General features: G+C 71.5%; 14 protein-coding genes. All 14 read left to right on the top strand.

Annotation, left to right across the window (positions count from 1 at the left end; all coding sequences use genetic code 11):
• The first annotated feature begins 43 nt into the window (after nt 1–43).
• The 14 genes from ABEA42_RS01785 to ABEA42_RS01720 all read left to right on the top strand — a co-directional run bounded on the left by ABEA42_RS01785 (nt 44) and on the right by ABEA42_RS01720 (nt 14,933).
• Nucleotides 44–1,285 carry an ABC transporter substrate-binding protein gene (locus tag ABEA42_RS01785; RefSeq protein ID WP_345500742.1) on the top strand — a complete coding sequence of 414 codons (1,242 nt, stop codon included), beginning with the start codon at nt 44–46 and terminating at the stop codon, nt 1,283–1,285.
• Between the two features lie 94 nt (nt 1,286–1,379).
• Nucleotides 1,380–2,252, top strand: a complete 873-nt coding sequence (locus ABEA42_RS01780; RefSeq protein WP_345500740.1) for a branched-chain amino acid ABC transporter permease — start codon at nt 1,380–1,382, stop codon at nt 2,250–2,252.
• Entirely contained in the window at nt 2,249–3,277 is a 1,029-nt protein-coding gene (locus ABEA42_RS01775) for a branched-chain amino acid ABC transporter permease (protein WP_345500738.1), read from the top strand. Before ABEA42_RS01780 ends, ABEA42_RS01775 begins: the two co-directional genes overlap by 4 nt.
• Before the next feature lie 58 nt (nt 3,278–3,335).
• The gene (locus ABEA42_RS01770) at nt 3,336–4,112 is read left to right on the top strand and encodes a MerR family transcriptional regulator (protein WP_345500737.1); all 777 of its coding nucleotides are present in this window, start codon (nt 3,336–3,338) and stop codon (nt 4,110–4,112) included.
• A gap of 173 nt (nt 4,113–4,285) precedes the next feature.
• Nucleotides 4,286–4,693, top strand: coding sequence for a hypothetical protein (locus ABEA42_RS01765; protein ID WP_345500735.1), 408 nt, complete (start codon nt 4,286–4,288; stop codon nt 4,691–4,693).
• Between the two features lie 50 nt (nt 4,694–4,743).
• A complete protein-coding gene (locus tag ABEA42_RS01760; RefSeq protein ID WP_345500733.1) occupies nt 4,744–5,265 on the top strand; it encodes a hypothetical protein in 522 nt (173 codons plus the stop codon).
• Nucleotides 5,266–6,687, top strand: coding sequence for a sensor histidine kinase (locus tag ABEA42_RS01755; RefSeq protein ID WP_345500731.1), 1,422 nt, complete (start codon nt 5,266–5,268; stop codon nt 6,685–6,687).
• Nucleotides 6,684–7,298: a response regulator transcription factor gene (locus ABEA42_RS01750; RefSeq protein ID WP_345500729.1), complete on the top strand. Its 615-nt coding sequence runs from the start codon at nt 6,684–6,686 to the stop codon at nt 7,296–7,298. The genes ABEA42_RS01755 and ABEA42_RS01750 overlap by 4 nt, the downstream gene beginning before the upstream one ends.
• A 173-nt stretch (nt 7,299–7,471) precedes the next feature.
• A complete protein-coding gene (locus tag ABEA42_RS01745; protein ID WP_345500727.1) occupies nt 7,472–9,166 on the top strand; it encodes an ABC transporter substrate-binding protein in 1,695 nt (564 codons plus the stop codon).
• Nucleotides 9,167–9,171: 5 nt separating this feature from the next.
• Entirely contained in the window at nt 9,172–10,128 is a 957-nt protein-coding gene (locus tag ABEA42_RS01740) for an ABC transporter permease (protein ID WP_345500726.1), read from the top strand.
• Nucleotides 10,125–11,042, top strand: coding sequence for an ABC transporter permease (locus ABEA42_RS01735; RefSeq protein ID WP_345500724.1), 918 nt, complete (start codon nt 10,125–10,127; stop codon nt 11,040–11,042). The genes ABEA42_RS01740 and ABEA42_RS01735 overlap by 4 nt, the downstream gene beginning before the upstream one ends.
• Nucleotides 11,039–12,100: an ABC transporter ATP-binding protein gene (locus ABEA42_RS01730; RefSeq protein WP_345500722.1), complete on the top strand. Its 1,062-nt coding sequence runs from the start codon at nt 11,039–11,041 to the stop codon at nt 12,098–12,100. Before ABEA42_RS01735 ends, ABEA42_RS01730 begins: the two co-directional genes overlap by 4 nt.
• On the top strand, nt 12,097–13,152 hold the full coding sequence (locus ABEA42_RS01725) for an ABC transporter ATP-binding protein (RefSeq protein ID WP_345500721.1): 1,056 nt from the start codon (nt 12,097–12,099) through the stop codon (nt 13,150–13,152). Before ABEA42_RS01730 ends, ABEA42_RS01725 begins: the two co-directional genes overlap by 4 nt.
• Nucleotides 13,149–14,933, top strand: coding sequence for a gamma-glutamyltransferase family protein (locus ABEA42_RS01720; protein ID WP_345500720.1), 1,785 nt, complete (start codon nt 13,149–13,151; stop codon nt 14,931–14,933). The genes ABEA42_RS01725 and ABEA42_RS01720 overlap by 4 nt, the downstream gene beginning before the upstream one ends.
• Nucleotide 14,934: the final 1 nt, after the last annotated feature.

The raw sequence follows: 14,934 nt of genomic DNA, 5'->3' as shown, positions 1-14,934 counted from the left end.
GCCACCCGAACGACCCGGCACGACCAACACCCCAGGAGGGGACATGCAGCGCAAGAAGACCCTGGCCTTGATGGCCACCGCCGTCAGCGGCAGCCTCGTGCTCGCCGCCTGCGGTGCAGGCGGCCCCGCCTCGAGCGGCGGCAAGATCAGCGACGGCAAGGTCGTCCTCGGCCTGCTCAACGACCAGTCCGGTGTCTACAAGGACCTGTCCGGCCCCAACTCCAAGGTCGCCATCGAGATGGCCGTCGCGGACTACAAGGCCAAGTACGGCGACAAGGCCGTGGCCAAGGACATCGAGGTGGTGCAGGCCGACCACCAGAACAAGCCCGACATCGCCAACACCAAGGCGCAGGAGATGTACGACCGCGACAAGGCCGACATCATCCTCGACGTCCCCACCTCCTCGGCGGCGCTCGCGGTCGCGACCCAGGCCAAGGCGAAGAAGAAGCTCTTCATCGACATCGGCGCAGGCACCACCGCGCTGACCGGCAAGTCGTGCAACAACTACACGTTCCACTGGGCCTACGACACCTACATGCTCGCCTCGGGCAACGGTGCCGCCACGGTGCAGTCCGGCGGCAAGAAGTGGTCGATCGTCTACCCCGACTACGCCTTCGGCCAGGACATGACCAAGTCCTACACCGCGGCCGTCGAGCGCGCCGGCGGCACGGTGCAGCAGTCGATCGCCACGCCGTTCCCCAACGACAACTACGCCACGTTCATCACCAAGGCCGCCGCGTCCAAGCCGGACGTCATCGGCATCATGGCCGCAGGTGGCGACCTGGTGAACTTCATCAAGCAGTTCAACCAGTCCGGGGTGGCCAGCACCACCAAGCTCGCCGTCGGCCTCATGTTCATCACCGACGTCCACAGCCTGGGGGTCGACCAGTTCAAGGGCACCACCTTCACCGACGCGTGGTACTGGAACTTCGACAAGCAGAACCGTGACTGGGCCGACAAGTTCATGGCCAAGACGCAGGTGCGCCCCTCGTTCGCCCACGCCGGCAACTACTCCGCCGCGATGAACTACCTCGAGGCGGTCCAGGCGGCCGGCACCGACAACAGCGACGCCGTGGTCAAGCAGCTCGAGGGCAAGAAGATCAACGACATGTTCCTGCGCAACGGCGAGGTCCGTGCGGCCGACCACAACGTCATCCACGACGTCTACCAGGTCAAGGTCAAGAGCAAGGACCAGGTCAAGGAGGAGTGGGACCTCGAGCAGGTCGTCAAGACGATCCCCGCCAGCGAGGCCTACGCACCGCCGTCGTCCGACTGCAAGATGTGACGACCCGGCCCCGGCGGGAGACCCCCACCCGCCGGGGCCGGCTCCACCCCGCAGGCACACCCTCGCCGACCGCCCCCGACGAACCGGAAGAGCAATGACGGCATTCATCCAGTACACCCTCCAGGGCCTCGCGCTCGGCGGGTTCTACGCGCTCGCCGCGCTCGGCCTGGCGGTCATCTTCGGTGTCCTCGGCGTGGTCAACTTCAGCCACGGCGCCTGCTACATGCTCGGTGCCGTCGGCGCCGCGGTCCTGCTCGACGCGACCGGGCTCGGCTTCTGGGCCGCCCTGCCGATCGTCACGCTGGCGATGTTCGTGTTCGGCGTCCTCATGGAGCGCCTGCTCGTCCGGTGGCTGCTGCGGCTGGACCCGCTGTACAACTTCCTGCTGACGTTCGGCATCACGCTGTTCCTCGTCGACCTCGTCAAGCGCCGCTACGGCGTCTCGTCGCTGGCCTACGAGCTCCCCGCGGGCCTCGAGGGCCGCGTCGATATCGGCAGCGTGTCGCTGTCCAGCTACCAGATCTTCGTCGCAGCCTTCTCCGTCGTGCTCTGCCTGGCGGTCTGGCTGCTGCTCACCCGGACCCGCGTCGGCATGATCGTGCGCGCGTCCACCGAGGACGCCGAGCGCTCCCGCGCCCTGGGCATCAACGTGGGCCGTTGGGTCACCCCGGTGTTCGGCTTCGGTATCGCGCTCGCCGGCCTGGCCGGTGTGCTGCGGGCGCCGACCGGCTCGGTCAACGCCGACATGGGCAGCTTCTTCATCATCATCCTGTTCGCGGTCGTCGTCATCGGCGGCCTCGGGTCCATCCTCGGAGCAGTCGTGGCGGGCTTCCTCGTCGGACTCGTCGAGGCCTACGGCCAGGGATACGCCGGGTCGTTCAGCCAGGTGCTGATCTTCGTGCTCATGGCGGTGGTCATCCTGGTCCGGCCCTCGGGCCTGTTCGGTCGCGAGGAGGCCGCATCATGAGCCAGCAGCTGGTGTCCAAGGTCGACGTCGAGCTTCCCACGGAGCCCTCGCTGACCGCCCGCCGCCCGGCCCTGCGCTGGGTCGGCCTCGGTGTGGGGCTTCTCGTCGTCCTCGCCCTGCCCTGGTACATCTACCCGCCGGTGGCCATGGACATCGCCGCCTGGGCGCTGTTCGCCATCTCGGTCGACCTGCTGCTCGGCTACACCGGGCTGCTGTCCTTCGGGCACGCCGCCTTCTGGGGCACGTCGGCATACACGACCGGGCTCATCGCGACCCACGTCGGCCTGCCGTTCCCGGTCGCCGTGCTCGGGGGCGCGGTCGCTGCCATGGTGCTCGCCGTCCCGACCGGCTACCTCGCGGTGCGGCGCACGGGCATCTACTTCGCCATGGTCACCCTGGCGTTCGCGCAGATGGTCTACTTCATCGCCAACCAGTGGCGCGACGTCACCGGCGGCGAGAACGGGTTGCAGGGCATCCCGAAGAACCTCGGCGGGATGACAGACCTCATCAACGGCGACGCCTTCTACTTCTACTACGCGGCCATCCCGATCATCCTGCTCGGGGTCCTGCTGGCCTGGCGGATCGTCAACAGCCCGTTCGGCCGCGTGCTCGTCGCCATCCGTGACAACCCGGCCCGCGCCCGTGCCCTCGGCTACGACGTCGAGCGCTACAAGATCATGGTGTTCGTCCTGTCGGCGGGACTCGCGGGTCTCGCGGGCGGTGTCTTCTCGGTGAGCCACGGGTTCGCCTCGCTCCAGGAGCTGGTCTGGACCACCTCCGGCAAGGTCGTGCTCGTCACCGTCCTCGGCGGCATCGGCACGCTGTGGGGAGGACCGGTCGGTGCGGCGCTCGTCGTCCTCCTCGAGGACCGGTTGGCCTCCTCGGGGTTCAACGGCATCGGGATCATCACCGGCGCGATCTTCGTGGTCATCGTGCTCGCCTTCCGCCACGGCATCTGGGGCACCGCCCGCAACGGCCTCGGCGCCTGGCTTCGCTCGCGCCGCCGCTCCCGCGAGGACGTCTGAGGGTCCTCGCCGGGCAGGGCTTGACCCTCACGCCACGGGAGGGGCCACAGTGGTCGACATGACCGATGGCACGCAGCTGACCACCCTCACCGTGGGCCAGGTGGCCGACCAGCTCGACCTCACGGTGCGCACCCTGCACCACTACGACGAGATCGGGCTGCTCACGCCGAGCGAACGCTCGCCGGCCGGCTACCGGCTCTACACGCCGGACGACCTCGCGCGACTGCAGCACGTGGTGGTCTACCGGCGGCTGGGGTTCACCCTGGAGGAGGTCGCCCTCGTCCTCGAGCACCCCGAGAGCGTGGCCCAGCACCTGCGTCGCCAACGCGCAGCGGTCATGTCCCGGCTGGACGAGATGCGCGACCTCGTCGTGGCCATAGACCGAGCACTGGAGCGAGAGATGAACAACCAGCCAGCCACCCCCGAGGACATGAAGGAGCTCTTCGGGGAGGGGTTCCACGACGGCCAGCAGGAGGCCGAGCAGCGGTGGGGTGACACCGACGCCTGGAAGCAGTCGCAGGAGCGCACCAAGCATTTCACCAAGGCCGACTGGGTCGAGGTCAAGGCGGAGACCGACGCCCTGCACAAGGCGTTCACCGACGCCATGGACTCGGGGGAGCCGCCCACGAGCGAGGCCGCGATGGACGCCGCCGAGATGCACCGGCAGCACATCACGAGCCGGTTCTACGACTGCTCACCGGCGTTCCACCGCAACCTCGCCGACCTCTACACGAGCGACCCTCGCTACGAGGCCTCCTACGACGAGATCCGTCCGGGCATGTCCCGCTACGTGCGCGACGCCATCTACGCCAACGCCGACCGCCAGGAGGCCTGAGCGTCCCCGCGGTCCGAGACCGGTACGGCGCCGGCACCCCACCCGGGGTGCCGGCGCTTTCGCGTGTGGCCGCGGGAGGTACTACGACCATCGCCCAATACCGCGCGTCCATGGCGCGACCGCACAGTGGTCGCACGGCCACAGGTGGTGGCCACCACGAAGGGGACGAAGCGATGAACAGCTCCACGAGGACCGGGGTGAAGGTCGGTGCGGTCGCGCTCGGACTGGCCCTGGCCGCCACCGTCGGCGCCCAGCCCGCCAGCGCCAAGGGACTCGAGGTCCGGGCCCAGGGCACCTGCTCCCAGGGCAGCGCCTGGAAGCTCAAGGCCAAGGCGGACAACGGTCGCATCGAGACCGAGCTCGAGGTCGACACCAACCGGGCCGGGCAGGCGTTCGCCGTCCGCCTCCACGACAACGGCGTGCTCGTCTGGTCGGGCAGCCGCACGACCGTGGCGCCGAGCGGGTCGTTCTCGGTCGCCCGGCTGCTGACCAACCGGGCCGGCACGGACCGCATCACCGCCACCGCCCGCACGGCGTCGACCGGTGAGACCTGTTCCGCCGTCGTCGTCTTCCCCGGATAGGGCCATCGCGCCACCACCCACCCGTCACACTGTTCCCGGAAGGAACTCCCATGAAGCGCACTCTCATCACCCTCGCCGCCCTCGCCGCGGCCCTCGGCCCGGCCGCAGCGGGCCTGTGGGGCAACGCGTCGTTCTCCCAGGCGGTCCCGGTCCGGGTCCCCGCCAGCGGCCAGGTCGCCACGCTCCCGACGTCGGAGGACTCGACGCCGTCCCGCCCGGCGTCCACCACCACCCGACACCTCCCCACCGCGACGAGCACCACCCGCGTCGACGACCACGGTGGTGACACCCCGCGCGACCAGCGCACCGAGCCCGGCGACGACCACGGCGGCAGTGCGACGTCCACCCGGTCCTCGAGCAGCACCCGGCACTCCGGCCACTCCTCGAGCGGCACGTCCACGTCCGGCAGCACGTCCACCTCGACCTCGAGCAGTGCCTCCGCGACGGCGGACGACCACGGTGGTGACACCCCGCGTGACCAGCGCACCGAGCCCGGTGACGACCGCGGCGGCAGCGGCGGCGACGACCACGGCGGCGGCGACGACCACGGCGGCCACGGAAGCGACGACTGAGTGACCACGACCCCCAGCAGCCAGACCGTCTCGGCGCACCCCTCGCCGCCCGAGACGGCCGCGGCCGTGCCCTGGGTGACGGTGTCCCGCCCGGCGGTGCAGGCCGCCACGGACGCGCCGGTCCGCCCGCGACGCGTCCTGCTCCAGCTGGTCGCGGGGCTCGTCGCGGTGCTCGCCGTCGTCGGTGTGCTGGGATCCCTTGCCGCCCAACGTCTTGCCGAACGCGAGGCCGTCAACGACGCCGCCAACACTGCCGACGTGCTGGCCGAGGCCGTCATCTCACCGGCCCTGAGTGACGCCCTGGCCGACGGCGACGCAGCCACCGTGGCCGCGTTCGACGCCACGGTGCGCGAGCGGGTGCTCGGTCCCCGGATCGTCCGGGTCAAGCTGTGGTCGCCGGACGGGCGGGTCGTGTACGCCGACGAGCCGCAGCTCGTGGGCCGCACCTTCCCCCTCAGCGAGGACCAGCGGGCGGCCCTGGCCCACCCGCAGACCAAGGCCGAGGTGTCCCACCTCGACGGCTCGGAGAACCAGTTCGAGACCGGGGGCCGGCTGCTCGAGGTCTACCGGCCCGTCTGGACCCCCGACGGCCGCCAGCTGCTCTTCGAGACCTACTCGCCCTACGACTCGGTGCAGCAGCGCTCCTCCCAGCTGTGGCGAGGGTTCTCGGGTGTCACCCTCAGCAGCCTCCTGCTGCTGGTCGTGCTCATGGCGCCCATCCTGTGGCGGCTGCTCCGTCGCCTCGCCGACGCGCAGCGCCATCGTGAGCGGCTGCTCGAGCGGACGGTCGCGGCGTCGGACGCCGAGCGCCGCCGCATCGCCGGCACCCTGCACGACGGACCGGTGCAGGACCTCGTCGCCTCGGCCTTCGTCGCCGCCGGTGCGGCCGCCCGCGCCGAGTCGGCCGGTGACGCGAGGACGGCGGGGGAGCTGCAGGGCCTGGCTGCCTCGGTCCGCGGCAACATCCGCGTCCTGCGCTCGCTGCTCGTCGACATCTACCCGCCGAGCCTCGCGGGTGCGGGGCTGGGTACGGCGCTCGCCGACCTCGCCGAGTCCGCCACCGGCCGTGGCCTGGCGGTCCAGCTCGACACCGACTCGGAGCGGGACCTCGGGCTGAGCGAGAGCGAGGAGCGGCTCGTCTACGGCGTCGCCCAGGAGTGCCTGCGCAACGCCGCCAAGCACGCCGCACCGTGCACCGTGAGCGTCTCACTGGCCCGGGACGGCGGCGAGGTGGTGCTCGACGTCGTCGACGACGGCCCGGGGTTCGACACCGCACTGCTCCAGCGCCCGGTGGATGGCCACTTCGGGCTGCGGGTGCTCGCGGACCTCGCCACGGATGCCGGGGCGACCCTCCAGGTGGCGTCCGCGCCCGGCGCCGGGACACACTGGCGCCTCGCGCTCGTCCCGGGAGGTGTCGCGTGATCCGGGTCCTCGTCGTCGACGACCACGCCATGGTGCGCAGCGGGCTCAGTGCCCTGCTCGAGGCGAGCGGTGACATCACGGTCGTCGGGCAGGCCCCTGACGGCCGCGAGGCGGTGACCGCAGCGCTGGACCACCAGCCCGACGTCGTCCTCATGGACCTGTCCATGCCGGTCATGGACGGCGCCGAGGCGACCCGGGAGGTCCTGGCCGTCGCCCCCGACAGCAAGGTCGTCGTGCTGACCTCGTTCAGCGACCGTGACCGCGTCAACGCCGCTCTGCGCTCGGGGGCGGTCGGCTACCAGCTCAAGGACGGCGAACCGGCCGAGCTCCTCGCTGCCGTCCGGTCCGCCGCGGCGGGGCACGCCCCGCTCGACCCCCGCGTCGCCCGGGTGCTGCTGCCGACCGCGGGGGAGCAGTCCGGTGACGGGCTGAGCCCGCGTGAGCGGGAGGTCCTCCGGCTCGTCGCCCAGGGGTTGGCCAACAAGCAGATCGGTCGCGCCCTGGGCATCAGCGAGCGCACGGTCAAGGCCCACCTCGGCCGGGTCTTCCGCCAGATCGGCGTCGTCGACCGCACCAGCGCCGCCCTCTGGGCCCGCGACCACCTCGCCTGAAGGCGCGAGGGCGAAGGTCGGCGAGGACGAAGGTCGGGGAGGGCGCGCAGCGGGGCCCGTGGCGGGGCCCGCGGGTGTCCGAATCGTGGAAAAAGTGACGACTCATCCCTGTCCAGTGGACTGTATACAGGATACGATCCTGCGAATCCGGCCCACACCCCCTGGGAGCGCACATGTCCATCCGCACCGTCCTGCGCCGTACGCCCGATCCCCGCCAGCACCCGACGCCACGGGTCCGCGCCCACCACGTCGCCCTCGTCGCGGCGATGTCCCTGGCCGCCGCGGGCTGCAGCGCGGTCCAGCCGTCCTCCGGCTCCGGCTCGTCCGCCTCCTGGGGCGCCACGGGTCAGGACTCGTTCGGCGAGCCGGCGGCGGCCGGGCAGGTCAAGGACGGAGGCGACCTCGTCATGGCGCTGTCCGCCGAGCCCGACCAGCTCGACCCGGCGCTGTCTCGAAGCCTCTACTCCCGCTATGTCTTCCACGCCATGTGCCAGAAGCTCTACGACGTGGACCAGGACGCCAAGGTCGTGCCGCAGCTGGCCACCGCCCTGCCGACCACGAGCGCCGACGGCAAGACGGTCACCATCCCCGTGCGTGACGACATCCAGTTCGCCGACGGGACGCCGTTCAACGCGGAGGCGGTCAAGGCCACCATCGACCGCGAGCTCACCATCGACGGCTCGGGCCGCAAGAGCGAGCTCGGCCCGATCACCGACGTCACCGCCAAGGACTCCAAGACCGTGGTGGTCACCCTGTCCAAGCCGTTCGCGCCGCTGACCGCCGCGCTCACCGACCGCGCCGGCATGATCGTCAGCCCGAAGGCGGCGAAGGCGCTCGGTGACAAGTTCGCCACGGCCCCGGTGTGCGTCGGGCCGTTCAAGTTCTCCAAGCGCGTCCCGCAGAACTCCATCGAGCTCGTCAAGGACCCGAAGTTCTACGACGCCGACAAGGTCCACTTCGACAAGGTGACCTACCGGATCATCACCGACGCCAGCATCCGCGCTGCCAACCTGCGTTCCGGTGACGTGCAGGTCGCCGACTCCCTGTCGGCGCAGGACGTCCCGGCGCTGCAGAAGGAGAAGGACCTGCAGGTGCTGCAGTCACAGTCGCTGGGCTACCAGGGCGTGACGTTCAACATCGCCAACTCCTCCGGCATCGGCAACCCGCTCAAGCAGCTCGACAACCCCGAGGCGAAGGACCCGCGCATCCGGCAGGCGTTCGAGCTCGCCATCGACCGGGCCGGCTTGGTGAAGGTCGTCTTCAACGACTTCAACACCGTCGCCTGCTCGCCGATCTCGCCCAAGAGCGAGTTCTCGACCGAGGCGGCGCAGAAGTGCACCCCGCACGACCCCGCCAAGGCGAAGCAGCTGCTCAAGGAGGCCGGCGTCACCACGCCGCTCAAGATCGAGATGATCACCTCCAACAACCCCGACAGCCTGCGCCTGGCCCAGGCCCTGCAGTCGATGGTCAAGGAGGGTGGCTTCGACCTGCAGATCAAGCCGGTGGAGTACGCCTCGCTGCTCGACCAGCAGGACCGGGGTGAGTTCTCGCTGCTGCAGCTCGGCTGGTCGGGCCGCATCGACCCGGACGCCAACATCACCAACTTCGTCGGCACGGGCGGCAGCCAGAACGTCGCCGGCTACAGCGACAAGACCGTCGACGGGCTGCTCGACAAGGCGCGCGAGTCCAATGACCTGGCCGAGCGCAAGGACCTCTACGGGCAGGTCATCGACAAGCTGCACCAGGACGACCCGCTGATCTACCTCTACCGCCAGCGCAACCTCACCGGGGTCTCGACGTCGGTCAAGGGCGTCCAGGTCTTCCCCGACGGCGTGGTCCGGCTCGGCTTCGCCGGGATGGCCAAGTAGCCGCTGTGCGCAGCTACCTGCTCAACAGGGCCTGGCAGTCGCTGGTGACCCTGGTCCTCGCCACCGTGGTCGTGTTCCTCGGTGTCCGGGCCCTCCCCGGGGACCCGGCCCTCGCCCTCGCGGGTGAGGACCAGACCCCGGAGGCCCTGGCCGCCATCCGGGAGCGCTACGGCCTCGACCAGCCCCTGCCGCTGCAGTTCTGGCACTTCGTGAGCAACGCCGTGCGGGGCGACCTGGGCACCTCGGTGCGCACCGGCCAGAGCGTCAACGACATGCTGCGGACCGCGTTGCCGGTGACCCTCGAGCTCTCCCTGCTCGCCATCGCGATCGCCGTGGTGCTCGGTGTGGGTGCCGGTGTCGTGGCAGCGGTACGGCGCGGCCGGCCGGCCGAGTGGGTGGCGAACGCGTTCGCGCTCCTCGGCCTGTCGGTGCCCCACTTCTGGCTGGGACTCGTCGCGATCCTCTACCTGTCCGTGGCCACCGGCCTGTTCCCCGCCTCGGGGTTCGTGCCGCTCGGCGAGGACCCGGTGGGCAACCTGCACCACGTGATCCTGCCGGCGCTGATCCTCGGCACCGGGCTGTCGGCGGTGATCATGCGGCAGACCCGGTCGTCGATGCTCGACTCGCTGTCGACCGACTACGTGCGCACCGCCGAGGCCAAGGGGCTGCGCCCCCGCGTCGTCGTGCGCCGCCACGCGCTGCGCAACAGCCTCATCGTCGTTGTCACCATCGTCGGCCTCCAGCTCGGCGGCCTGATCTCCGGTGCCGTCGTCACCGAGCAGATCTTCGGGCTGCCCGGCTTCGGGAAGATGACGATCGACGCCGTGTTCCAGCGCGACTACCCCGTCATCCAGGCCGTGGTCCTGGTGACGGCGACCGCCTACATCGTCATCAACTTCGCGGTCGACCTGCTCTACTCCGTGATCGACCCGCGGGTCCGCGTCACCGGGGAGGCCTCATGAGCGTCGACACCGCCCTGCCGCCCGCGGCCCCACCCGCGGGCCCGGACCCCGTCGCCACGCCGGGTGCCGAGGCCTCGCAGGGGTCGCGCGTCCTGCGCCGCCTGCGCCGCAACCCCCTGGCGGTGGTGAGCTTCGCCGTCCTGGCCGTCGCGATCGTGGTCGCGGTCCTCGCCCCGTGGATCGCGCCGTACGCCCCCGAGCAGACCGACTTCGCCAACACCCTGGCGCCGCCCGGTACCGCCGGGCACCTGCTGGGGACCGACGACCTCGGGCGCGACGTGCTGTCGCGCATCATCCTCGGGAGCCGGGCCTCGCTGGAGGTGGCCGCGCTGGCCGTGTTCACGGCGCTCGTCATCGGTGTGCCGCTCGGCCTCGCCGCCGGCTACTTCCGGGCCGCCGACGCCGTCATCTCCCGGCTGACCGACCTGCTGCTGGCCTTCCCGTTCCTCATCCTCGCGGTCGGCTTCGCGGCCATCCGCGGGGCGAGCCTCGGCAACGCCGCGGTCGCCATCGGCATCGCGCAGATCCCCGGTGTCATCCGGGTCGTGCGGTCGGATGCGTTGCGGCTCAAGGGACTCGACTTCGTCGCCGCCGCCGTGGTGGACGGCGCCAGCGACCTGTGGGTGCTGCGTCGCCACATCCTCCCCAACGCGACGTCCGTGGTCCTCGTGCAGGCCACCGTGGCCATCCCCGCCGCGATCCTCGGCGAGGCCGTGCTGTCCTTCCTCGGGCTGGGTATCCAGCCACCGTCACCGAGCCTCGGGACCATGCTCGCCAACGCCCAGCAGTTCGCCGCCCGCGCCCCGTGGGCAGCCGTCCTGCCCGGCCTCGCGATCATGCTGCTGGCCCTGGCGTTCAACGTGTTCGGCGACAGCCTGCGCGACGCCCTCGACCCGAAGGCGAGCCGACGATGACCGCCACCGCCACCACCCCCACCCAGGACACCGGGACGGCTCCCGTCCTGGAGGTCGCCGGTCTGGGGGTCAGGTTCGCCACCGAGTCCGGGACCGTCTCGGCCGTCGACGGCGTCGACCTGACCCTGGCGCCCGGCGAGATCGTCGGCATCGTGGGCGAGTCCGGCTGCGGGAAGTCCGTGACCGCGATGAGCCTGGCCGGCCTGCTGCCGCGCAGCGCCCGGATCGAGGGCTCGGTCCGCCTGCTCGGCACCGAGCTCGTCGGTGCCAGGCCGAACGTCCTGCGCGCCGCCCGGGGACGCGACATCGCCTACATCTTCCAGGAGCCGATGTCCTCGCTGAACCCCGTCCTGACCGTGGGGCGCCAGATCACCGAGGTGCTCCAGGTCCACGAGAAGCTGTCCCGCAAGGACGCGCTCGAGCGCGCCGTCGAGCTGCTCGGGGTCGTCGGCATCCCGTCCCCGCGGGAGCGCGTGAAGCACTACCCCCACCAGCTGTCGGGGGGCATGCGCCAGCGCGTCATGATCGCCATGGCGGTCGCCTGCCAGCCCAAGGTGCTCGTCGCCGACGAGCCGACCACAGCCCTCGACGTCACGGTGCAGGCCGGCATCCTCGACGTGCTCCGTGGCCTGCGCGACCGGTTCGGGACCAGCATCCTGGTCATCACCCACGACCTCGGCGTCATCGCCGACGTCGCCGACCGGGTGGTGGTCATGTACGCCGGTCGCGTCGTCGAGCGGGCCGGCGTCGACGAGCTCTTCGCCAGGCCACAGCACCACTACACATCGGGGCTCCTGTCGGCGTCGCCCACGCCCGGGCGGCACGCGGGCACGCACCGCCTGCAGGAGATCCCCGGCCTGGTGCCGGTGCTCTCGGAACAGCCCGACGCCTGCACCTTCGCCGACCGCTGCCCGGCGGCGACGGAGCGGTGCACCACCTCCGCGCCGGCGCTGGAGGCAGCCCGGGTGCAGGGCCGGCCGGACGGCTTCGAGCACGTGGTGGCCTGCTGGCACCCGCGCGGGGACACCCCCCGCCAGACCCCGGAGGACCGCGCATGAGCACCGTCCCGACCCACGACGCGCCCCACCCCGACGTGCCGGAGCAGGTGCAGGGAGAGCCGGTGGTCCTCGAGCTCGAGGACCTCGCCATGCACTACGGACCCGTCCGCGCCGTGGACGGCGTGAGCCTGCAGATCCGGCGCGGCCAGGTGACCGCCCTCGTCGGCGAGAGCGGCTCGGGCAAGTCGACGGTCGGTCGCTGCATCGTGCGGCTCGTCGAGCCGACCGGGGGAGTGGTGCGCCTCGCCGGCACCGACGTCACGCACCTGTCCCGGTCGCAGATGCGCCGGCACCGCCGCGACGTGTCGATCGTCTTCCAGGACCCCGCAGGGTCGCTCGACCCGAGGATGCTCGTGGGTGACGTCGTCGCAGAGCCGTTGCGGCTGCAGGGGTCCCGACTCTCGCGACAGGACCGTGCACAACGGGTGACTGATGGGCTGCGACGTGTCGGCCTGCGGCCCGAGGTGGCCAAGCGCTACCCCCACGAGCTGTCCGGCGGCCAGCGCCAGCGGGTGAGCATCGCCAGGGCCCTGATGTCGGAGCCGACCCTCCTGGTGGCTGACGAACCGACCAGCGCGCTGGACGTGTCGGTGCAGGCGTCGGTGCTCAACCTGCTCGCCGACCTGCAGCGCGACATCGGCTTCGCGTGCCTGTTCATCACCCACGACCTGTCGGCCGTGGAGTACCTCGCCGACGACATCGCGGTGATGTACCTCGGCCAGCTCGTCGAGCAGGGGACCCGCGAGGAGGTCTTCGCCCGCCCCCGCCACCCCTACACCCAGGCCCTGCTCGCGGCGGCTCCGGTGGCCGACCCCGCGAAGCAGCGCGCGCGGACCCCGGTCCTGCTCGGCGACGACCTCCCGTCGGCAATGGACCCGCCCTCGGGGTGCCGCTTCCACACCCGGTGCCCCGTCGCCGTACCCCGCTGTGCCGAGGAGGTGCCTGCGCTCCGTGAGGTCGGGGGTGCGACGGTGGCGTGCCACCTCGTCGAGGACGATGGCACCGGTCCCGACATCCGCAAGACAGCCACGACGACAGGACGTCCCGCATGAGCTTCACCACCAGGCCGACCCTCGAGGGCACGTTCGGCATGGTCTCCTCGACCCACTGGATCGCCTCGCAGGCGGCCATGCGCGAGCTGGAGCTGGGCGGCAACGCCTTCGACGCGGCGGTGTGTGCCGGCTTCGTGCTCCACGTCGTCGAGCCGCACCTCAACGGTCCCGGTGGCGACATGCCGGCCGTCATCGCGACCGCCGACGACCCCACGCCGCGCGTGCTGTGCGGCCAGGGGCCCGCGCCCGCAGGGGCGACGATCGAGCACTACCGCTCCGAGGGCCTCGACCTGGTGCCCGGGTCGGGCCCGCTGGCTGCAGCCGTCCCCGGCGCCGTCGACGCCTGGCTGCTCATGCTCCGCGACCACGGCACCCGCTCGCTCGAGGACGTCCTGGCGCCGGCCATCGGCTACGCCCGCCACGGGCACCCCCTCCTGGCCCGGGTGAGCTCGACGGTGGAGACGGTGCGCGACCTCTTCGAGGAGGACTGGCACACCTCCGCCGACCTGTGGCTCGCGAACGGCAAGGCCCCCGAGCCCGGCGCCCTCTTCAGGAACCCGACGTGGGCCGACACGCTCGAGCGGCTCGTCGCCGAGGGCCGGGCAGCCGGGGTGAGCCGCGAGGCGCAGATCGACGGCGCCCGCAGGGCCTGGGGTGAGGGATTCGTCGCAGAGGCCGTGGATGCGTTCTCCCGCAAGGCGTTCCGCGACTCCAGCGGCGAGGCGCACGGCGGCCTCATCACCGGCGCAGACCTGGCCGCGTTCAGCGCCACGTGGGAGGAACCGGCGACGATCGAGTTCCACGGGCACACCATCGCCAAGACCCGCGCCTGGGGCCAGGGGCCCGCGCTGCTCCAGACCCTGCGCACCCTCGACGCGCTCGACGACCCCGCGGTCCTCGACCCCTCGACCGTCGCCGGCATCCACGCGGCCGCAGAGGTGCTCAAGCTCTCGTTCGCCGACCGCGAGGCCTGGTACGGCGACGTGGACGTGCCGCTGGAAACCCTTCTCTCGCAGGAGTATTCAGCCGAGCGGGCCAGGCTCGTCGGCGAGACCGCGTCGCTCGACCTGCGTCCCGGGAGCCCGGACGGACGCGAACCCGCCGTCGCGGCATACGTCAGAGGGGCAGGTGCCCCGCAGGCGAAGGGCGACGCCACGACGGGCGAGCCGACCGTCGCCCCCACCGGGGCGACGCGCGGCGACACCTGCCACGTGGACGTGGTCGACCGCTGGGGGAACATGGTCTCGGCGACCCCGAGCGGTGGCTGGCTGCAGAGCTCGCCGACGATCCCGGAGCTGGGCTTCTGCCTCGGCAGCCGGATGCAGATGTTCTGGCTGGAGGAGGGGCTGGCGTCCTCGCTCGCCCCCGGTCGCCGTCCTCGGACGACGCTGACCCCGACCCTCGTGCTGCGCGACGGCGTTCCCTACATGGCGTGCGGCTCACCCGGCGGGGACCAGCAGGACCAGTGGCAGCTCGTCTTCCTCCTGCGCCACCTCGTGGGCGGGCAGGAGCTCCAGGAGGCCATCGACGCCCCGTCCTGGCACACCACGAGCTTCCCCGGCTCGTTCTTCCCCCGCCAGAGCGAGCCCGGCGTCATCGTCGCCGAGGACCGGCTGGGCGGGGACGTCATCGCCGGGCTGGAGTCGCGCGGCCACACCGTGCGCGTGTCGGACCCGTGGAGCCTCGGTCGGCTGTGTGCCGTGACCCGCGACGCCGACACCGGGCTCCTGCGCGCCGGGGCGAACCCCCGAGGGATGCAGGGCTATGCCGTGGGTCGCTGAG

This window comes from Pedococcus ginsenosidimutans (assembly GCF_039544395.1).
Classification (GTDB): domain Bacteria; phylum Actinomycetota; class Actinomycetes; order Actinomycetales; family Dermatophilaceae; genus Pedococcus; species Pedococcus ginsenosidimutans.
This window is presented reverse-complemented; position numbering and strand designations above follow the sequence as displayed.

Coding starts and splice junctions, on each gene's coding strand:
- ABEA42_RS01785 (WP_345500742.1), top strand. CDS start 44: ATGCAGCGCAAGAAGACCCTGGCCTTGATGGCCACCGCCGTCAGCGGC.
- ABEA42_RS01780 (WP_345500740.1), top strand. CDS start 1,380: ATGACGGCATTCATCCAGTACACCCTCCAGGGCCTCGCGCTCGGCGGG.
- ABEA42_RS01775 (WP_345500738.1), top strand. CDS start 2,249: ATGAGCCAGCAGCTGGTGTCCAAGGTCGACGTCGAGCTTCCCACGGAG.
- ABEA42_RS01770 (WP_345500737.1), top strand. CDS start 3,336: ATGACCGATGGCACGCAGCTGACCACCCTCACCGTGGGCCAGGTGGCC.
- ABEA42_RS01765 (WP_345500735.1), top strand. CDS start 4,286: ATGAACAGCTCCACGAGGACCGGGGTGAAGGTCGGTGCGGTCGCGCTC.
- ABEA42_RS01760 (WP_345500733.1), top strand. CDS start 4,744: ATGAAGCGCACTCTCATCACCCTCGCCGCCCTCGCCGCGGCCCTCGGC.
- ABEA42_RS01745 (WP_345500727.1), top strand. CDS start 7,472: ATGTCCATCCGCACCGTCCTGCGCCGTACGCCCGATCCCCGCCAGCAC.
- ABEA42_RS01735 (WP_345500724.1), top strand. CDS start 10,125: ATGAGCGTCGACACCGCCCTGCCGCCCGCGGCCCCACCCGCGGGCCCG.
- ABEA42_RS01730 (WP_345500722.1), top strand. CDS start 11,039: ATGACCGCCACCGCCACCACCCCCACCCAGGACACCGGGACGGCTCCC.
- ABEA42_RS01725 (WP_345500721.1), top strand. CDS start 12,097: ATGAGCACCGTCCCGACCCACGACGCGCCCCACCCCGACGTGCCGGAG.
- ABEA42_RS01720 (WP_345500720.1), top strand. CDS start 13,149: ATGAGCTTCACCACCAGGCCGACCCTCGAGGGCACGTTCGGCATGGTC.